The organism is Kribbella sp. NPDC000426, from assembly GCF_040300265.1.
Taxonomy (GTDB): domain Bacteria; phylum Actinomycetota; class Actinomycetes; order Propionibacteriales; family Kribbellaceae; genus Kribbella.
In genome coordinates, this window is record NZ_JBEPDK010000003.1 from 797,129 (window position 1) to 816,502 (window position 19,374).

General features: G+C 69.1%; 18 protein-coding genes. 7 read left to right on the forward strand and 11 right to left on the reverse strand.

The genetic code is table 11. From position 1 onward, the window contains the following. Window positions 1-247: 247 nt before the first annotated feature. Entirely contained in the window at window positions 248-421 is a 174-nt protein-coding gene (locus ABT313_RS17685) for a hypothetical protein (protein ID WP_165549662.1), read from the reverse strand. A 229-nt stretch (window positions 422-650) separates the two neighbouring features. Between ABT313_RS17685 and ABT313_RS17690 the strand changes: the two genes are divergently transcribed. From ABT313_RS17690 to ABT313_RS17705, 4 genes are all read left to right on the forward strand, one after another. Then, entirely contained in the window at window positions 651-1,946 is a 1,296-nt protein-coding gene (locus tag ABT313_RS17690; RefSeq protein WP_350854270.1) for an NsdA family TPR-like regulatory protein, read from the forward strand. A 9-nt stretch (window positions 1,947-1,955) separates the two neighbouring features. Beyond that, a complete protein-coding gene (locus ABT313_RS17695; protein ID WP_350854274.1) occupies window positions 1,956-2,492 on the forward strand; it encodes a GNAT family N-acetyltransferase in 537 nt (178 codons plus the stop codon). Window positions 2,493-2,525: 33 nt separating this feature from the next. Next, window positions 2,526-3,401, forward strand: coding sequence for an oxygenase MpaB family protein (locus ABT313_RS17700; RefSeq protein WP_350854277.1), 876 nt, complete (start codon window positions 2,526-2,528; stop codon window positions 3,399-3,401). Window positions 3,402-3,475: 74 nt separating this feature from the next. Next, complete coding sequence (locus ABT313_RS17705) at window positions 3,476-4,624, forward strand: ROK family transcriptional regulator (protein ID WP_350854279.1); 1,149 nt, start codon at window positions 3,476-3,478, stop codon at window positions 4,622-4,624. Between the two features lie 35 nt (window positions 4,625-4,659). On the opposite strand, the gene ABT313_RS17710 is transcribed toward ABT313_RS17705, so the two are convergent. Further along, a complete protein-coding gene (locus ABT313_RS17710) occupies window positions 4,660-5,256 on the reverse strand; it encodes a ParA family protein (protein ID WP_350854282.1) in 597 nt (198 codons plus the stop codon). 259 nt (window positions 5,257-5,515) lie between these two features. On the opposite strand from ABT313_RS17710, the gene ABT313_RS17715 reads away from it, so the two are divergent. Beyond that, window positions 5,516-6,040, forward strand: coding sequence for an RNA polymerase sigma factor (locus ABT313_RS17715; protein WP_350854285.1), 525 nt, complete (start codon window positions 5,516-5,518; stop codon window positions 6,038-6,040). 93 nt (window positions 6,041-6,133) lie between these two features. On the opposite strand, the gene ABT313_RS17720 is transcribed toward ABT313_RS17715, so the two are convergent. The 5 genes from ABT313_RS17720 to ABT313_RS17740 all read right to left on the reverse strand — a co-directional run bounded on the left by ABT313_RS17720 (window position 6,134) and on the right by ABT313_RS17740 (window position 11,610). Next, window positions 6,134-7,087, reverse strand: coding sequence for an ABC transporter substrate-binding protein (locus ABT313_RS17720; protein WP_350854287.1), 954 nt, complete (start codon window positions 7,085-7,087; stop codon window positions 6,134-6,136). After that, complete coding sequence (locus tag ABT313_RS17725; RefSeq protein ID WP_350854290.1) at window positions 7,084-9,036, reverse strand: ABC transporter permease subunit; 1,953 nt, start codon at window positions 9,034-9,036, stop codon at window positions 7,084-7,086. Before ABT313_RS17725 ends, ABT313_RS17720 begins: the two co-directional genes overlap by 4 nt. After that, complete coding sequence (locus ABT313_RS17730) at window positions 9,036-10,091, reverse strand: quaternary amine ABC transporter ATP-binding protein (protein WP_350854293.1); 1,056 nt, start codon at window positions 10,089-10,091, stop codon at window positions 9,036-9,038. The genes ABT313_RS17725 and ABT313_RS17730 overlap by 1 nt, the downstream gene beginning before the upstream one ends. A gap of 127 nt (window positions 10,092-10,218) precedes the next feature. After that, window positions 10,219-10,677, reverse strand: a complete 459-nt coding sequence (locus ABT313_RS17735) for a group II truncated hemoglobin (protein WP_350854295.1) — start codon at window positions 10,675-10,677, stop codon at window positions 10,219-10,221. A gap of 12 nt (window positions 10,678-10,689) precedes the next feature. Continuing rightward, a complete protein-coding gene (locus tag ABT313_RS17740) occupies window positions 10,690-11,610 on the reverse strand; it encodes an aminoglycoside phosphotransferase family protein (RefSeq protein WP_502883998.1) in 921 nt (306 codons plus the stop codon). 16 nt (window positions 11,611-11,626) lie between these two features. Here ABT313_RS17740 and ABT313_RS17745 point away from each other — a divergent pair, with 16 nt between their 5' ends. Continuing rightward, window positions 11,627-12,334 (forward strand): purine-cytosine permease family protein, encoded by a 708-nt coding sequence (locus ABT313_RS17745; RefSeq protein ID WP_350854301.1) that lies wholly within the window; start codon window positions 11,627-11,629, stop codon window positions 12,332-12,334. Here ABT313_RS17745 and ABT313_RS17750 read toward each other — a convergent pair. The 3 genes from ABT313_RS17750 to ABT313_RS17760 all read right to left on the reverse strand — a co-directional run bounded on the left by ABT313_RS17750 (window position 12,331) and on the right by ABT313_RS17760 (window position 15,316). Next, on the reverse strand, window positions 12,331-13,152 hold the full coding sequence (locus tag ABT313_RS17750; RefSeq protein WP_350854304.1) for a siderophore-interacting protein: 822 nt from the start codon (window positions 13,150-13,152) through the stop codon (window positions 12,331-12,333). The two genes, ABT313_RS17745 and ABT313_RS17750, sit on opposite strands and share 4 nt — an antisense overlap. 70 nt (window positions 13,153-13,222) lie before the next feature. Beyond that, a complete protein-coding gene (locus ABT313_RS17755) occupies window positions 13,223-14,254 on the reverse strand; it encodes a hypothetical protein (protein WP_350854307.1) in 1,032 nt (343 codons plus the stop codon). Window positions 14,255-14,257: 3 nt separating this feature from the next. After that, the gene (locus ABT313_RS17760; RefSeq protein ID WP_350854309.1) at window positions 14,258-15,316 is read right to left on the reverse strand and encodes a hypothetical protein; all 1,059 of its coding nucleotides are present in this window, start codon (window positions 15,314-15,316) and stop codon (window positions 14,258-14,260) included. Window positions 15,317-15,507: 191 nt separating this feature from the next. On the opposite strand from ABT313_RS17760, the gene ABT313_RS17765 reads away from it, so the two are divergent. Continuing rightward, the gene (locus tag ABT313_RS17765; protein ID WP_350854312.1) at window positions 15,508-18,132 is read left to right on the forward strand and encodes a hypothetical protein; all 2,625 of its coding nucleotides are present in this window, start codon (window positions 15,508-15,510) and stop codon (window positions 18,130-18,132) included. Here ABT313_RS17765 and ABT313_RS17770 read toward each other — a convergent pair. Next, window positions 18,129-19,262 carry an endonuclease gene (locus ABT313_RS17770; RefSeq protein WP_350854315.1) on the reverse strand — a complete coding sequence of 378 codons (1,134 nt, stop codon included), beginning with the start codon at window positions 19,260-19,262 and terminating at the stop codon, window positions 18,129-18,131. The genes ABT313_RS17765 and ABT313_RS17770 overlap by 4 nt on opposite strands. Window positions 19,263-19,374 lie beyond the last annotated feature (112 nt).

Genomic DNA, 19,374 nt, shown 5'->3' on the forward strand with positions numbered 1-19,374 from the left:
GTGTGTCAAGCGCCGGCCCCCGCCTTACCACCCACAACACCCCCTCCGCCCTCCGGTTTTGGGGCCGGCGGCCCGCCCGGCTCCGGCCGCAGGCCCCCGCCCCCCACCTCGGGTTTCGTCCGGGAGCTGAGGAATGGCCCCGGACCTTCCAGAGCTGCCCCTGAGCGTGAGGAGACCTCAGGGCGCAGCGGACCGGGTCTGAGGAGGACCCGGACGCCTTGAAGGTGGTGCGGCTACTACGGGTGTTTCAGTCGGTGGAGTCGAGCGGGCCGAGCAGGTCGTTGGTGACCTTCAGGCCGGCGAAACGGCGCCGCATTGCCTGTTCGTAGCGGGCCGCCAGCGGCGCCTCCGCGACGTACTGTGCGATCACGTGCTCGCCGAACCAGACCCGAACTCTGCGCCGGTGCTGTCTCGACGTCACTTCCGCGATGCTCACTACCTCTCACCCCGTAACTCTCAGGCCTTGCAACCAGTTGGACTTACTGGTTGTCATGGCAGTAATGGTGCACGAGCCCACCGTGACCGCTCTAGGACCTGAACCGGACCTTTGCCGGACCTCTTCCGGTCCTCTGACGGACATCTGGGGGACAGCACCTTGTCGTGGGGCATGAGTCGAGACAACGTCTGTACTGACGTGAACGGGAGGAACGATGGCGGGTAGGTACGCGCCAAAGACGGTCCTGGCGCACCTGATCCAGCGCCGGAACCAGACCTACTCCGAGATCGTCGCCGAGTTCGTCGAGCTGGGTGGAACCATCACCGAGCGGCACCTGCGTCGGCTCGCATCGGGCGAGCGCGCAGGGACCACTCCTCAGACCCGGCGCACCCTGCAACGCATGTTCGGCAAGCCGGTCGAGGAGCTCCTCGCGCCGTACGTCGCCGAGCAGGCCGCCCAGGTGGTGCCGGCACCTGCCGCGAGTGGACGGATCACGACAGGTAACGAGATGGAGGTTCTCGACATGGCTGCCAGCCGCGCGAGGGCATTTGCCCTCGCGGCCCAGTCCGGTCTCGGAAGCGAGGCCATGGAACAGGTGTACGACGACGTGCGCCATGCCGCCCAGGCGTACCCACAGCGCCCACTGCCGGAGATCCTCGGCCAACTGGTCGAGACGCAGGACCTGGTGTTCGGTCTGCTGGAGAGCCGCCAGCGCCCGGAGAACCACCGACAGCTGTACTTCCTGGCCGGCGTGACCGGCGGACTGCTCGCCAAGGCGTCGCACGACCTCGGCAACCCCCATGCCGCCCTGACCCAGGCGCGGACCGCGTTCATGTGCGCGGACAACGCCGACCACCATGGCCTGCGCGCCTGGGTGCGCGGCCTGCAGTCCCTGGTCTCCTACTGGGCCGGCAACCCGCACGACTCGGTGCGGTACGCGCAGCTCGGCGCCGGGTACGCCGAGCAGGCCAACAGCACCACCAGCGTCTGGCTCCCGGTCAGCGAGGCCCGCGCCTGGGCCGCGCTCGGCAACCCGGAGGCCACCCGGGCCGCGCTGGAGCGGGCCGAAGAGGCCTGGAACTCCGTCCACAACGACGACCTCGACGACATGGGCGGCCTGTGCACGTTCGGCCGCAACCGCCAGCTGTACTACGCCGCTGACGCGCTCGCCCAGCTGCCTGGTGAGGTCGAGCAGGCCCAGCGATACTCCAGCCAGGCGGTCGACGCCTACACCGACCAGAACCACCCGGAGTGGGCCTTCGGCGACGCTGCCGGCAGCCACGCGGCGATGGCGATCACCCGGATCTCGAGCGGCGAGCTGGACGGCGCGGCCGACGCGCTGGCTCCGGTGCTGACGCTGCCGACGGAGCGCCGGATCAACGGCGTGGTGCACTCGGCCCGCCGGGTCCACCAGGCACTGCGGCAGTCCGGTCGCGCCGACGACGCGCGGGAGCTGCAGGAGGAGATCGAGACCTTCACTCGGACCCCGATGCAGACCTATCCCCGATAACCTGCGCAAATGGACCCGCTCAGCGGCGAGCTGACTACCCTGCGTGAATTCCGGACCACCGATCTCGACGACTACCTGGCCGTCGCGGGTGACGATCGCGTCACCACGTGGATGGCGTTCGACAGCTACGACCGGGCGAAGGCCGAGCAGAGCCTGGCTGCCATCGTCCAGCGGGCCGCGCAGGCGGACCGCCCCGATTACATGTTCGCCGTCACCCGTCCGGACGACGACCATGTGATCGGGTTCGCGCGGATCTCACCGAGCGGCACCTGGGGTGCCAAGCTCGGCTACGCGATCGGCGCCGACCACTGGGGGCACGGCTACGCGACCGACGCATCCCGGGTGCTGCTGCGGTTCGCCTTCGGCCCGCTCGGGCGGCACCGGGTCACGGCCGCGATCGGCCCCGAGAACGAGGCCTCGATCGCGGTCGTCAAGCGCCTCGGCTTCACCTACGAGGGTCACCTCCGCGACCACGTCTTCACCAACGGCGACTGGCGCGACTCCCTGCTCTACTCCATCCTCGAAGGCGAGTACTCCGCGAAGTAGGCCGCAGCTTGGCGCGCCGGGGAGACTGGTCGTATGGCTGGTTTGAACCCGGTGCGGGACGGTCTGGCGCGGATGATCCTGACGAAGGTCGCGGGTCCGGATCCGCATGCCGAGCGCGACCGGGTGCACAACACGCCCGGACCGCGCTGGTTCGCGCCGGACCGGCCGATCCGACGGGTGCACGGTGACGCGTCGATGTTCGCCGGCGGGCTGCGGGCGCTGCTGCTGCAGTCGCTCCATCCGCTGGCGATGGCTGCCGTGGCGGCGCACTCCGGTTACCGCGGCGACCCGTGGGGGCGGCTGCGCCGGACGAGCTACTTCCTCGCCATCACGACGTACGGCGCGATTCCGGACGCCGAGGTGGCGATCGAGCACGTCAGGTCGGTGCACGAGCGGGTCCGCGGCACCAGTCCGGACGGGGTGAAGTACCGGGCCTCCGACCCGCACCTGCTCAAGTGGGTGCATGTGGCCGAGGTGGACAGCTTCCTCGCCGCCCACCAGCGGTACGGCGCCCACCCGCTCGACGCCGCCGAGCAGGACCTGTACGTCGAGGACGCCGCACTGGTAGCCCGCAAGCTGGGCGTGATCGACCCGCCGACGACGGTGGCCGAGCTGCAGGAGTTGCTGAAGCAGTACCAGCCCGAGCTACGCGGTACGACGGAGGCGCGGCAGGCGGCCCGCTTCATGCTGGTGCACCCGCCGGTCCCGTGGGCGGCCCGCCCGGCGTACGGCGTACTCACGGCTGCTGCGGTCGGACTGCTCCCGTGGTGGACCAGACTGCCGCTCCGGCTCCCGTACGTCCCGCTGGCCGAGCAGACCGTCGTACGAGCCGCCGGTGACGGCCTGACCAGAACCATCCGATGGGCTCTCGCGTCACCAACATTGGCAGAAAGCGGCGCGGAAGTCTGACGCGCCGGTAAGTTGTTCTCGTGCCGCTGCGTCCTCATCGTCCTCTCCCCCTGGCTACGCCGGCGGGAGTCGAGGTGCTGACCAGGATCCTGACCCAGGGACCGATCCCGCGGGTGGAGATCGCACGCCGGACCGGGCTGTCGCAGGCGGCGGTGACGAAGGCTGTCGCGCCGCTGATCGACGCCGGGTTCGTGACCGACCAGGCGGCCTCGCCGGTCGAGGGCGACAGCCAGCTCGGTATCGGGCGGCCGGTGAGCCCGCTGACCGTCGTACCGAGCAGCGTCTCGGTGATCGGGGTCAAGGTGACGCCGACGAGCCTGATCGGGGTCACCACGGACTTCACCGCGGGCATCCTGAACATCCGGCACGAGGAGCTCGACGACACCGATCCCGACGTGGTCATCGACCGCCTCGCCGCCCACGTGAAGGCGCTGATCAACTCGCTGAAGTCCGGTACGGCGGTGGCGGGTCCGCTCGCCGGTATCGGGATCGCGATCTCTGGTGACGTCGACGCCGCCCACGGCGTGGTGCGGGACTCGCCGCTGATGGGCTGGCGCGGCGTACCGGTCGCGGAGCTGCTCGGCGAGCGGGTGCGCGTCCCGATCGTGGTGTCGAACGACGTACGCGCGCTGACCGTGGCCGAGCACTGGTTCGGCGTCGGGGTGAACGCGGACTCGTTCGCCGTGGTGACGATCGGCTCCGGCATCGGCTGCGGGCTCTACATCAACGGCGAGGTCGTGTCCGGCGCGTACGGCGTCTCGGGCGAGCTCGGCCATCTGCCGCTCGCGCCGGGCGACCTGGTCTGCACCTGCGGCCGGCGTGGATGTGTGGAGACGGTGGCGTCGTCGGACGCGATCCTGTCCCGGACCCGCGAGACGACCGGGCGGGCGGACCTGGACCTGGCGGGTGCGATCAAGCTCGCGCACGAGGGCAACGAGCAGGCCCGGGAGGCATTCGACCGGGCCGGCGAGGTGATCGGCTCCGCGCTGGCCGCGATGGTGAACCTGGTCGGCCCCGAGCTGGTGGTGATCGCCGGCGAGGGCGTCGCGGAGTACGACCTGTACGAGGACCGGATGCGGCGCGCGTTCGCCGAGCATGCGTTCGGCGCCGCGGGCGACTGCCGGTTGATGCTCCGGTCGCACACGTTCGACGACTGGGCCCGCGGCGCGGCCGCCACGGTGATCCGCTCGTACGTCCGCGGCGAACCACCTCTGCACCGCTGATCCCCGCGACCAGGGTGATGGTCGCGGGGGCCGGGTCAGCTGCGGGCGGCGGCGAGGATCTTGCGCCAGACCTTCTTGTACGACTCGAGACCGTCGGCGGCCAGCGGGCCGGTCGGGCCGGCGGTGATGGAGACGCGCTCGGGAATGGTGCCCCAGACCGGGATGCCTTCCTGCGCGTACTGCTGCATGGCCTCCTGGTAGGAGCGCGTGTACGTGCGCGCCGAGCAGATCACCAGGCCGGCCGGCACGCCGTCCGGGACCAGTTCCATCACGGCCTTCACCCGGGGTGTCTCGACGCCGCCGACGCGGGTCGGGATGATCACGATCCGGGCCCGTTCGAGCGCCTTGTTCAGCAGCCGTTCGTGCGACGGCGGCATGTCGACGATGCCGATACCTTCCGGCGGCACCTTGTCCAGCGCCTTGTTCAGCAGGCGCTCGGTCGGCGCCTCCGCGATCTCGATCCGGTTGAGTTGTTCGTCCTCGGACTCCGCGATCCAGTCCGCCGCGCTGCCCTGCGGATCGGCGTCGATCAGAGTGGATGTACGACGGTTGGAAGATGCCAGCGCGGCCAAGTACACCGACGTGGTTGTCTTTCCGACCCCGCCCTTCAGTGCAGCTGTCACGATGATCATGAACAGAACTTACCCGGTTTTGTCCGATTTCCGGCGTGTCACCGGCGTTGCCCCCAAACATCGTGATAGTTGCCCCCGGCCCATGTGAACAAGCTCAAGCCCACTTCAGCCCGGAATCCTTTCGCCCGCCCGCCACCTCTTACTCCCGAATCGCACCGATGAAGGAGACCGAAAATGACCGTCACGCTGACCATCGCAGCAGTTGTCGCGGTGCTGCTGCTCGGCGCCTGCAGCGTCGCCGTCGTACGCCGGAGGAACCGTGGCTGACCTCGACGAGCAACTGATCACCGCTGCCCGGGCAGGCGACCTCAACGCCCTCACCACGCTGGTCGCCGACTCCCACCCGACGGTACGGCGGTTCGCCCGCACGCTCTGCAGTACGCCGGAGGACGCCGAGGACGCGGCACAGGAGGCGCTGATCATCCTGTACCGGAAGATCGGCATGCTCCGCGCCACCAGCGCCCTGACGTCCTGGATGTTCCGCATCGTCCGGAACGAGTGCCTGCGCCGCGCCCGCCAACTGTTGCGCGAGCACCCCATCGCGCCCGAGACCACCACGCCCTCCGCGGAGGACGAGGTCCTGCGCCAACTGGAGGCGCAGGCCGTCGCCGCCGCCATCGCCGACCTACCCCCGGACCAACGCAGCGTCCTCGTCCTGCGAGACGTCCAGGGCTACAGCGGTCCGACGGTCGCCAAGTCCCTGGGCCTCAACATCCCCGCAATGAAGTCCCGCCTACACCGAGCGAGGACCACCGTGCGCGTGAGCTTGGGAGGAGAGTCATGAAACTCCCATGCCCGGCATGCTGGATCCTCGACCGGATCGAGCGGATCTCCCGCCGGCGTATCCAGCGGGAGTGTTCCGACGGCCGGTGCAGAGTTACTTACCCAGCCAGGCGTTGACCTTTGACTGGTTCTGGTCGACCCACTTCTGGGCGGCCTGGTCGGGGGTTAGTTTGTCGACGGCGATCATTCGGGCGACGGCGTTCTGGTCCTCGTTGGTCCACTTGAAGTTCTTGACCAGGTCGTACGCGGGGCTGCCCGAGTCGGCGAACTTCTTCGAGACGATCTTGTCGAGGTCGTACGGCGGGTAGTCGCAGGCGACCTTGGCCGGGTCGGCGTCGCAGCCGGTCTTGTACGCGGGCAGGTTGATCTTCACCAGCTTGACCTCGTTGAAGAACCACTGCGGCTCGTAGAAGTACGCGAGCAGCGGCTTCTTGTTCTTCTCCGCGTCCCGGAACGCCTGGATCAGCGCGGTCTCGCTGCCGCTCTGCACGACCTTGTAGTTCAGCGACAGGTTCTTCACCAGCGCCTCGTCGTTGGTCACGTACGACGGGTCGCCGTCGAGCAACTGCCCCTTGCCGCCGGACTCCGACGTCTTGAACAGCGCGGCGTACTTGTTCAGGTTCTTCCAGTCGGTGATGTCCGGGTACTTCGCGGCCATCCACGGCGGCACGTACCACCCGATGATGCCCTTGACCCCGGTGGAGCCGGCCTCGACCGCGACCTTGTCGTCGGTGATGTACTTCTTCTTCAGGTCCTCGTGTCCCCAGTTCTCCAGGTTCACGTCGACCTCGCCGGTGGAGAAGCCCTGCCAGGCGATCTCCTCCTTGAGGTTCTTCTCGACCACCTTGCAGCCGAGATCCTTGGTCGCCACGTAGGAGACCACCGCGGCGTTCGCCTCGTACCCGACCCACGGGCTCACGGTCAGGTTGAACGTGCCGCAGTCCTTCCCCGTCGAGGCCGGCTTGTCGGCAGCGATCTTCTGCCCACCACACCCCGCCAGGGCCAACGCCACCGCTGTCAGCACACCGGCGTACCGGAGCTTCTTCACCGCTTGTCTCCTCTTGTTGTGAAATTCTCGGTACGGCGGGCCGCCGCCTGGGTGACGCGGTCGAGCATCACGCCCAGCAGGACGATAGCCAGCCCGGCGGCCAGGCCCTTGCCGTACAACTCGCTCTGCGCGAACCCGGCGGCCACGTCGTACCCGAGCGCGCCCGCACCGACCAGCCCGCCGACGACGACCATCGAGAGCACGTAGATCAGGCCCTGGTTGACCGCGAGGGTGATCGCCCGTCGCGCCACCGGCAGCTGCACCTTGCTGATCACCTGCCAGCTGCTCGAGCCGACCGAGTTCGCCGCCTCGACCGTCGCGACCGGCACCGCCTTGATGCCATCAGCAACGATCTTCGTGGTGACCGGTACGGCGAACACGACCGCGGCCGCGATCGCGGTGAACCGGCTGGTCCCGAACAACGCCAGGAACGGCACCAGGTACACGAACGGCGGCATCGTCTGCCCCGCGTCGAGCACCGGCCGGATCCAGGTGTCGACCCGTCGGTTGCGCCCGGCCCATACTCCGAGCGCCAGCCCGACGGCGACGACCACGACGGTCGCGAGCAGCGTCGACGCCAGCGTGACCATGCTGTCGTGCCACACCCCGGTCGCCACCAGGAGCCCCAGGCACACCGCGGCCGGTACGGCGCCCCGCCAGCCGCCGAGGACGAACGCCAGAACGACGACGACCAGAGTGACGAGCCACCACGGCGATCCAGTCAGCAGGCCCTCGAGCGGGTTGAGCAGGCCGTTCGTGACCGCGTCGCGCACGCCGTACGTGAAACCGCCGAAGACGTTCTGCACCCAGTCGGTCACATCGGTCGCGACAACCGCGATCCGCGAGCCGACGTTGACGCTCGACGGGAACTCGGCCGCCCACACATAGGTCCGCGAGAACCACACCGCGACCAGCACACCCACCGCGCCGGCAGCGAGCAGCACGCGGCGACGGCGGTTCGCCGTCCGCCAGGGACGGTCGCCGGCCGCCGTCGTCACGCGGTCGAGCACGATCGCGATCACCACGATCGCCAGCCCGGCGTTGAACGCGACGCCGACGTCGAGCGTCTGCAGCGCCTTGAGCACGGTCTGGCCGAGGCCTGGCGCATCGATCAACGCGGCCACGGTGACCATCGACAGCGCCGCCATGATCGTCTGGTTGATGCCGACGACAACGGTCGACCGCGACATCGGCAGCAGCACCTTGGTCAGTGTCTGGCCCTTCGTGGACCCGAGCGACCGGGACGCCTCGACACTCTCCGGCGGCACCGAGCGGATCGCGTGCGCGGTCAGCCGGACGGCGGGCGGCGCTGCGTAGATCAGCGTGGCTATCGTCGCAGCGGCCGGTCCGATCGCGAAGAACAGCGTCAACGGCGCGAGGTACACGAACGTCGGCAGCGTCTGCATCAGGTCGAGCACCAGCGTCGCGACCTTGAACGCACGGTCGGACAACCCGGCCCAGATCCCGAGCGGGATCGCGACCAGCAGCGACAGCAGCACGGCCGCGATCGTCAGCGCGAGCGTGTCCATGCTCTCCTGCCACAACCCCTGCAGCCCGACGAAGCCGAGCCCCGCAGCGGTCAGCACGGCGACCTTCCAGTTGCCGAACGCCCAGGCGCAGTACGCCGAGATCGCGATCACGCCGAGCCACCCGATCACCGGAACCGGGCGGTCGAACGACGGCTGCGAGATCAGGTTCTGCAGCAGGACGACGAAGTGGTCGACGGCGATCCGGATCGCGTCGAAGACGACGTTCCCCTGCCCGACGTCGTCGCGGTGCTCGGTCAGCCAGCGGTGCAGCGCGGTCGTGTCCTGCCCGCCGAGGACGAGCGTGTCGATCCCGCGCAGGACGAAGTACAGCGCGACCCAGGCGACCAGCAGCACGCCGACGACGACGCTGCGCCGAGGTCGCCGGACCTCGACTTCCACATTGCTGGTGATCGCGGCCATCAAGAATCCGCAACGACAGCGAGGATCTCCTCGTCGCCGATCACGCCGAGCAGTGTGCCGCCGTCGACGACCTTGACCGGGCGATCGGACTCGAGCACCAGCCGGGTCGCCTCCCGGACCAGCACGTCCGGACCGAGCTCCGGCCCGTCGAGCGGCTCGTCCGGCCGCGGCTCGCGGACGATCCAGCGCAGGGTGAGTACGTCGGCGCGCGGGATGTCGCGGACGAAGTCCCGGACGTAGTCGTCGGCGGGCGCGCCGACCAGCTCGTCGCCGGTACCGAGCTGGACCGCGCCACCGTCGCGCATCAGCAGGATCCGGTCGCCCAGCTTGAGCGCCTCGGACAGGTCGTGGGTGATGAACACCATCGTCTTGCCGACCTCGCGGTGCAGCCGCACCACCTCGGTCTGCATCTCGCGCCGGATCAACGGGTCCAGCGCGGAGAACGGCTCGTCGAACAGCAGTACGTCGGGGTCGTTGGCGAGCGCCCGGGCCAGGCCGACCCGCTGCTGCATGCCGCCGGACAGCTGCTCGGGGTACAGGTGCTCGTTGCCGGCCAGGCCGACCAGGTCGATGACCTCCTGTGCGCGCCGGCGCCGGTCCGGCTTGCTCTCGCCGCGGACCTCCAGGCCGTACGAGACGTTGTCGATCACCTTGCGGTGCGGCAGCAACCCGAAGTGCTGGAAGACCATCGAGAACTTGCTCCGTCGCAGCGCCCGCAGCCGCTTCTCGTCGGCCGCCCGCAGGTCCTCACCCTCGAACACCAGGCGGCCGGCGGTCGGCTCGATCAACCGCGTGAGGCAGCGGACCAGCGTGGACTTGCCCGATCCCGACAGCCCCATCACGACGAACACCTCGCCGGGCGCGACGTCGAAGCTCAGGTCGCGGACGGCCGCCGTACATCCGGTCTGCGCGTACAGCGCGGTGCGGTCGAGCGCGGCGAGGTCGGGACGCCGGGGGACGCGCTGCGCCTTCGGTCCGAACACTTTCCACAGGTCCTGGACGGACAGCAGGGCGTCGGAATCCTGGATGTCGGGGTACTCGAGCTGAGCGGTCACAGGTAAACCCTCGCATCCCCGCTGTCGGACACAACGTGAACCGGGACTCTACCCAACGGCGAGGGCCGCAACTCCTGCCAGGGCAGGTATCAACGGCCTGTGCCGGAACTGTTGTACGGCGCCGGTCTCACGGCTGGTACGGCGGCGCCTCGCCCCAGCCCCAATGCGGCACCGGCGCCTTCGGCGGCGGGGTCGCGCCGGGCTGCGAGTTCGCAAGGGCGATCCGGGTGCCCCACTCGATGTACGCGACGAACGCCGAGCGGAACTCCGGGTCGCTCGGCAGCCCGGCCGGATCCGCGCTGGCAGCGATCAGAGCCGCCCAGCGGGACCGCTGCTCCTCGGTGAGCCCGAGGTTGAGGTGGTGCGCGAGCATCGCCGGATACCCGCCCAGCTCGTCGGTGTAGCGGGTCGGGCCGCGGAACACTTCACCCAGCCAGATCGCCACGTGCTCGCGATGCTTGTCGCTCATGTGCGCGAAGACCGGCGCGAGGATCGGGTCCTCGAGCACCTTGTCGTAGAACACCTCGGTCAGCCGGCGCAGCGCGTCGTGTCCGCCGGCCCAGTCGTACAGCGTCGGAGTAGTCACGTAATCATGTAATCACGCGAAGAGGGCATCGGAGACCGCTTTGAGCTCGGCCTCGATCCGGGTGTCCCCGTCCTCGGTGAACCACAGCACGTTCTGCAGGATCCGCCCGGCGGTCCAGGCCAGCGCGCGGTCCCGGTCGATCCCGGTCACGTCGAGCATCAGGTCGAACCGGTTCCGGATCGCCTGCGCCAGGTTGCCGGTCGCGACCAGGTCGTCCCAGCGGTTCCAGCACGCCGGCATCAGCTCGAACGCCGGGTCGCCGGCCAGCGGCTTCGGATCGATGGCCAGCCACGGCCTGCGCTGGGCGGCCATCACGTTGTAGTAGTGCAAATCCCAGTGCAGCAGCCGGTCGCCGGACTCGGGCAGCACCTCGGCCACCTGCGCGACGAAGCGCTGAGCCAGCGCGCGATCGGCCGGGTCGACGAGCAGCGGGATGATCGCGGGCGCGTCCTCGAGCATCTGCCCCGCGATGTCTTCGAGGCGGCGGACACCCGCGGGAGCCGGGACGACCATCAGGTGCGTGAGGATCTCGGCCAGGATGCGGGTCGCCTCGACGTGGTCCGGCAGATCGTCGAGGGTCCGCGGCTCGAGGCGTTCGAGCAGCAGGGTCGAGGTCTCCGGGTCGTCCTCGTACACCTCGACCACGTCGTCGTGGTTCCAGGTCCGCAGCGCCAGCGCCTCGGCTTCGCTCTCCTCGTCGACGCGCTGCAGCTTGAGCATCGCCCGGGTCCCGTCCCGCCGTACGACGGGCATGATCAACGACGCCTCGCCGCTCAGCGGGTCACCGTCGACGGTCAGCTCCCACTCGCGGGAGTACCGCTCGACGTCGCCGGGCAGACCGTCCAACCAGGCCGAAGACTTCTCGCTGTGGTTCCGGATGAGCCGCGCAGGAATCTCGATCACCCTCGGCACAGTAGGTGGTTGGGGCGGGATGTGCTTGGGTTTTCCTGTGGAGAGCAGGCATCGGCGGGTTCAGCGGTTGGTGGCGGTCATCTATCTGGGCATTCCGGTGCTGCTGCTGGTTGCCGTGGCAGTGATCGCATCGACCGGTTCGGCGCTCGCCTGGATCGGTTGCGTCGTACCGCTGGCGATGCTGGTGACAGGGTTCGTACTGCGGCGCCGCCACCGCTACCAGCCGCGCTGGTGGCTGGGAGTCGCCGGGCTGTACGGCGGTCTCGCGGGCCTGATGGTGACCCTGTTCCCGCTCGCCGTCGGGGTGTGGTGGCCGGCGGTCCTCGCGCTGCCCGGTCTCATCGTCGGCATCGTCGCCGGTCTGGTGCTGGCCCGCGCCGCCGACCGGGCGTTGCTCGTCCCGTTCGTCCCGGAGCTGGCCGGTACGCCGTACGAGCTCGTCTTCCGGCTGCGTGGCATCCCGCTTGCCGCCGTACTCGTGGGCGCCGACTCGGTCACCATCCAGTCGCACCCGATCCCGCGGTCGGCGGAGCAGTTCCGCACCTACCCGCTGACCGGGATCACGGGCACCTACGAGTTCTCGCTCTCGGGTGCCGAGCGGCTCAAGTTCCCGATAGCGGTGACCCACGCTGTCGCCAGCGAAGGCCCCGCCGTCATCCTCCAGGCCAACGGCGAGGACTGGGTCCTCCCCACCAACCAGTCCACCACGCTGATCGACGTCCTGACCGAACGTCGAGCGGACTAGGTGCGCTGAGCCTTGGCGGTTTCGGCCTTCTCGGCCTGCCAGCCGTCCTCGTTCTTGCCGAGGCGCCAGTAGCCGGACAGGGACACGCGGTCGCGGGCCAGACCGCGGTCCTGGTACAGGTTCTTGCGAATGCGGAACACGAACCCGGCCTCGCCGTGGACGAACACGTGCGGCGTACCGTCCGGGAAGTCGAGCGCCTCGACGGCCTCGACCAGACCGTCGCCGCGCTCACCGGAAGCGTCGGACCGATGGAACCAGCGCACGTCGACCTCGCCCGCGCCGCCGAACTTCTGCTCCTCGGTCTCGTCGCCGACCTCGACCAGAACGGTCGCCCGAGCCCCCGGCGGCAGTTGCTCGACCGCGGAGCCGATCGCCGGCAGCGCGCTCTCGTCGCCGACGAGCAGGTGCCAGTCGGCCGCCTCGTCCGGTGAGTACGCGCCGCCCGGACCGTTGAACCAGAGCACGTCACCCGGCTTCGCGGAGGCCGCCCACGGGCCTGCGACGCCCTCGTCGCCGTGGTGGACGAAGTCGATGGCGAGCTCGCGCGACGCCTCGTCCCAGCTGCGGACGGTGTAGGTCCGCATCGTCGGCCAGTGCTCGGCCGGGTACGACTCGCGCACCACACCCATGTCCAGCGGCTCGGGGTACTCGACGCCGTCCTTGCAGAACAGCAGCTTCACATAGTGGTCGGAGAAGCCGTTGTCGGCGAAATCGTCGGAGGTGAGCACGACCCGGATCATGTGCGGGGTGATCCGCTCGGTCCGGAGTACGACGGCGCGCTTGCAGACGCGGTTACGGCGGGGTGCGGGGCTGGTCACGCGACCACAGTCCTCTCGGGCGGATAAGTTAGGCCTACCTAAGTAAGCCTAACCCACCCGCCCGAAGCGCTCAGATCCCGCGGATGTAGAAGACCTTGCTGACGCCGGCCTGGTAGTTGTAGCAAAGCGGGAAGTAGACCCGGTACGGGATCAGGCCCTTGTACGCCGGTTGCGCGTTGAGCGTGAACTTCCCGCTGTACGAGCGGATGTTCCCGGCCGGGCTGACCGTCTTCCACTGGCTCGAGCCGTACAGCCGCTGCAGGTACACCTTGCAGGACGACGGCGCACCGGCGACCACCCCGTTCACCGGGACGATCGTGCCGACCGTCGCGCTGGTCTTCGACGGGGTCGCCGAGACGATTCCGGGGCGGGCCGGGACGAGCCCGAGGCCGCCGTTCGAGGACGGGTTGCCAGGCAGCAGCAGGCAGTTGACGTAGTCCGCGAGCGAGGCCGGGTACGACTTGGTGACCGTGCCGTTGATGTCGGTGAGGTTCGAGTAGCCCGGGCCGATGTACTCGGCGCAGGTGTTGTCGTTGCCGAGCACCACCCGCAGCCGGCTGCCGTACGGCTTGCCGGTCTGCGAGTCGGTGACCGCCCACTTGATCGAGTACGGCCGGCCGAACGGCACCACCTTCGGGATCACCGAGGCGCTGATCCGCGGCACGTGCGTGCCGGTGACCGCGATCGACGGGCCCTTGAACGGCGTCGGGTCGGTCATGTCACCGCTGCCCGGGAAGAACGGGCCGTGGATCACACCGGTCACCTTGAAGGTGCCGTTGGCCGTCGAGGGCACGTACAGCGGACCGCTCCAGGTCCCGTTGGCGAGCCGCGGCAGGCTGGTCGAGATCAGCGACGTCGCCGACCCGGAGCCGCCGGTGCGCTCGAGGATGACCAGCACCGGGGTCTTCGCGTCGTCGGCGTCGAGGAACTTCCCGGTCACCGTGACCGTGACCGCAGCGGTGTTGAGGCCGCTCACACCGACCGCGGTCTTGTTCATCGCGACCGCGTCGATCTTGAGGTTCGGGTCCGGTTCGGCCTGGGCGCTGAGCGGCACCGCGCCCAGACCCAGTACGACCAGTGCGGCGAGTATGCGAGCCTTCATGGATCAGACCCCCTTGATCGTGAACGTCTTGCTGACAGCCGAGACGAACGGCTCACACGCCGGGAAGTAGACCCGGTACGGGATCACCCCGACGTACGAAGGTTGTGCGTTGACCGTGAAGCGGCCGGACTGCCGGACCTTGCCGGAGCTGACGTTGCGCCACTGGGTCCTGCCGTAGAGCCGCTGCAGGTACACCGGGCAGGAACCGGTCAGATGCGCGACCGAGCCGTTCACCGGGACGATCGTGCCGACCTTCGCGCTGGTCTTCGACGGCACCGCGGCGATGACCGTCGGCCGCGCCGGGAACAGCCACTGGCCGACGATGTAGTACGGGTCGGCGTAGATGTGCGCGCAGTTCAGCGCGCCGGCGTCGTCCGCCGTGTATGCCTTGGTGATAACGCCGTTCGTACCGGTCTTGTACATCGGGCTGCCGCCCTCGGCACAGGGCGTGTCGACGCCGAGGCCGATCGGGATCCGGGTGCCGTACGGCTTGCCGGTCGCCGTGTTCGTGACCGCCCAGGTGATCGTGTACGGCTTGCCGAACGGCACGATCCGCGGGTTCACCGCCGCGGTGATCCTCGGCTGGTTCGTGCCCTTCACCGTGATCGTCTGGCCCGCGTACGGCGTCGGGTCGACCGGCGTACCGGGATCGGGGCCGCCGTACGGGCCGGTCATCACGCCGGCGACCTTGAACGTGCCGTTCGCGGTCGAGGCGACGTTGAGCCGGCCGGTCCAGGTGCCGTTGGCAAGTGTCCCGGCGGTCCGCTTCAGATCGGCCGACACGATGTCGCCGCGTCCCCCGGTGCCGCCGGTGCGCTTCAGCAGCACGTTCAGCACGAGGCCCTCGTCGCCGGGCTCGCTCGAGTTGTACCCGCCCTTGACGGTCACGTTGATCGGGTACGTGTTCAGGCCGGACACCGCGACCGCCGTACGGTCGAGACTGACCTGGGTGATCGTCAGGTTCGGATCCGGGTCGGCCTGCGCCGCCGTCGGAACCGCACCGAGCAACAGCCCCACCGAGGACGCTGCCGCGAGCGTCGCCATCACCGGTTTGATTCGCATGCACTGAGCGTGACAGCCCGTACCGGTCAGTTCCAACACCCGCGACCCAGAACTGCGCGATCGGGCCGCCGCCTGTAGACCGGTTGCACGCCGTCAGATAGTGGCCCGATTCAACTTCCGGGCGGCGATTGTTAACCACGCAGTCATGTACAGACCGTGTCGGGTACGGCTACGGTCCGCACGCTGGTCCAATGAGCTCGGTCTTCGGCAGCGATCGGTACCCGGCGTACTCGGTCATCCGAACCGACAAGGTGGGCAACCCGATCTCGCTCGGCAACGTGCTGCCGGAGAGCCAGGCGATCCTCTTCACCGGCCCGCCCGGCATGGGCAAGACGTCCGAGCTGTACCGCGCGGAGGACCTGGCCGAGGCCAACGGCTGGTCCACGATCCGGATCAACGCGTCCGCGAACGCGCCGCTCGAGCACCAGCTCACGATCGCGATCCGGTCGAGTATCGACGAGCTGCGCGGACGGTACAGCCGCCGCGCCGTACGGAAGCTGAACAACACGGTCGGCCAGCTGACCCGCAGCGGCGGCAACAAGCGGCTCGGCGTCGAGCTGCGCTTCGGCGGCGGCCCGTTCCCGATGGAGTACGTCGGGAAGATGGAGCGCGACACCACGGCGTACAGCGAACTCGGCACCACGCTGACCGATTTCGCCGACGAGCTCGGCAAGCTGACCGGGGAGAACGGCCGGCCGATCCTGCTGCTGGTGGACGGGATCGACCAGGCGCTGGAGAACGACCAGGCCGGGCTGAACGACCTGGCGATCCACATCGAGCAGATGGACCTTCCGGTCTGGCTGGTCGCGGCCGGCGGAGCACGGTCGACCTGGTCGCTGATGAACGCCTCCCGGCGGATGTCCGGTATCGCCACCACGATCAGCAACCAGTTCGACGTCCGCGAGCTCGGGCCGCTGCCCGACGACCAGGTCTGGAAGGCCCTGACCCTGCCGCTGCAGGAACACGGGATCGCCTACGAGTACGACGCCATCGAAAGCCTGGTCGCGTCCGCGAACGGCGACCCGTCCCGGCTGCGGTCGCTCAGCCAGGCCGCGGTCGCCTATCAGGACCCGCAGGCCGGAATCACCGTCGAATCCGTGCAGACGGCGATCGCCCACGTCAACGCCGACGCGGCCGAGACGTACCAGGACCACTGGAACCAGAAGAGCACCACGCACGCGCAGAAGGATCTGCTCGTGCTGATCGCGTCCCAGGGCCCGAACAGCGTTTACATGCCGGCCGTCACCCAGGCCGCCGGTCCCGGCAAGTGGCAGGAGATCGACCAGGCCCGCCAGCAACTCGTTGCCCGGGGCATGCTGCGCGAGCACGGCGACGGCCTCGTCACGATCCCCGACGAGGGGTTCCGGGACTGGGTCAACGACTACGTCGGACAGACACCGGATCCGCTGCCGGAACTGACGAGCGGACCGGCCGTCTCGCGCGGCGACGTGGCGCTCGCGCCGGTCCACCCGACCGGCGATCGCGAGCTGGTCAACCAGGTGTTCGGCATCTCCGGCCGGCTCGTGCACGAGGTCAAGCGGACCGACGCGCAGGGCCGGCCGATCTCACTCGAGGACCGCGGACCGACCGGCACGTCGCTGCTGTTCACCGGCGCGCCCGGGACCGGCACCAGCCATGAGCTGACCCGGACCAAGGAGATGGCCGACGCGGAAGGCTGGATCGCGATCCAGCTGGACGCGTCCCGGCGGGAAGGGCTCGAGGCCCGGTTCATCCGCGCCGTCCAGAACGAGATGGACACGATCAAGCAGCAGTACCCGGCGAGCCAGGTGCGGGAGCTGAAGCAGCTCCTGAACCGGATGGCGGTCCGGACGGCCAACCTGATGAAGACCAATCAGCTCCGGTTCGGCCTCGCGCCCGGTCCCAAGGTCGGCATCCACAAGAGCACGGTGGAGGGCGTCAAGAAGGACTCGGTGGGTACGACGCTGAACGAGGTCGCGGAACACCTCGGCAAGATGGCGCACCCGAAGCGGACTCCGATCCTGGTGATGGTCGACAACCTGGACGCGGCGTCCAAGGAGGACCTCTACGTCCTGACCTCGCTGTCGGCCCACCTGAAGGAAGTCCGGCATCCGATGTTCCTGATCGCGGCCGGCGGCGAGGAGGCGACCAGCCGGTTGCTCGAAGCATCGGGTGGGCATGCCGGCACCGAGACCAAGGAAGCCGGCAGGTTCGACGTACGCCGGCTGCAGCCGATCCACGCCGACGAGTTGCGGCTCGCGCTGACCGTGCCGCTCGACCGGGCCCGGGTCAGGTACGAGCCCGAGGCCGTCGACAACCTGGTCGCGGCGGCGAACGGCAACCCGACCCGGCTGCGCACCCTGGCCGCCGCGGCGCTCGAGCTCACCGACCACGGCCAGGGCATCACCGCCGACGTCGCCGCGACCGCGACCGCCCGCCTGAACGCGCAGTCGCGCGCGCTGTACGACGCCGCCTGGTACAACTGCTCGCCGAACGAGAAGGAACTGCTCGCGAAGACCTCCGTGCAAGGGCCGGGCGGGATGGTCATCCCGTCCCGCTCCGAGCCGGCCGGGCCCGGGCGATGGGATCTCGACGAGGCGTCCCACAAGCTGATCTCCCGCGGGCTGCTGACCCGCACCGGGTACCACATCCGGGTCGCCGACCCCGGCTTCCAGGACTGGGTCCAGACCCGTCTGGGCTTCGCGGCCGCACAGTCCGGCATCGCCCGCCCGCAGGTCGTCGCCGGACAGGTCGAATCGGATTCGAACGCGGCCCGGCCCGCCCTGGGTCAGGGCGGGCCGAGGCGTGCGGACCTGCAGGCGAAGCGCGGTAGCTAGTTCGGCCAGATGGAGTTGATCCACTCCGGGTGGTCGATGAACGGGTTCCGGTTGTGCTGGAACTGGTTGTAGATGACCTCGTTGCGGTTCTTCTCGAACGCGTCCGGCGGGTCGGCCGCCGCCCACGCCTTCAGCACCGACAACTTGCCGATGTACGGCGCGGTGCCGTTGCCGACCGAGTTGTTCACCTCGAGGTTCGGGAAGCCGTCGTCACCCTCGTACCGGACGGCCATGTAGAAGATCATCCGGGCGACGTCACCGCGGGCCGCCGGGCGCGGCGCGAACGAGTCCGAGTCCGCGGTGCAGCCGGAGCACTGGGCGACCGCCGTACCGCCGTTGTCGAAGTCGAGGTTGCCGCGGGCCGAGTTGACCGACACGTCCTCGGGGCGGAGGTGGTGGACGTCGGTGCCGGGGCCGGTCGCCGTACCGAAGTCGCCGTGGGACTTGGCCCAGACGTGCTCGCGGTTCCAGTCGTCGACGCCGCCGCCCTCGCTGCTCTTCGCGATCGAGCGGCCGGAGTAGATCTCGATGACGTTGTTGCTGTTGTTCGGGTCCTGGTCGGTGACCTCGAGCGCGTCCCAGACCTGGTCGTAGGTGAGCTTGGTCTGGTTGGAGATGATCGTGTGCAGCGCGGCCTTCAGCGCCGCTCCGGTCTTGCCCTCGGCGCCGGCGTAATAGTCACCCGGGTCGCCGGGGTCACCCGGGTCCGAGCCGCCACCGCCGCTGAACGCGGTCGCGTTCTTCAGGCCGGGGTGCGAGAAGTACGCCGACAGCGTGCCGGTGACGGTGATCTGCTTGCCGAGCAGGCCGGGGTTGGTCTGGAGCCCGTACGACGCGCGGAACGCGGCCGGGATCTGCACGTAGAGCATCGACGACGTACTGGTCTGGGTCGCCGAGTCGGCCAGGGCCAGCGCGTAGTCGTTCGGGAAGTTGCTGCGGACAACAGTGCTGGTGGCGGTCGGCTGGCCGACGACGTACCCGCTGACGGACGCCGTGGAGTTGTCCTGGCGACCGATCGCGGTCGCGACGGTGATCGTGGTGGCGGCGTTCGACGGCGTGACACTCGTAACGCCGCCGAGGAGCGCGAGTACGGCGGTGACGAGCAGCGCCGGACGGAACAATCGGGACACGGCTACTCCCAGGGGCGGTTGGGACCGGACCCTCACAGGTTGCCCGCCCGGTCCCTGCTGCGAAACCTCCCGGCATCCGAAACCTGTCCGACAATCCGGCAAACCCTGGGTC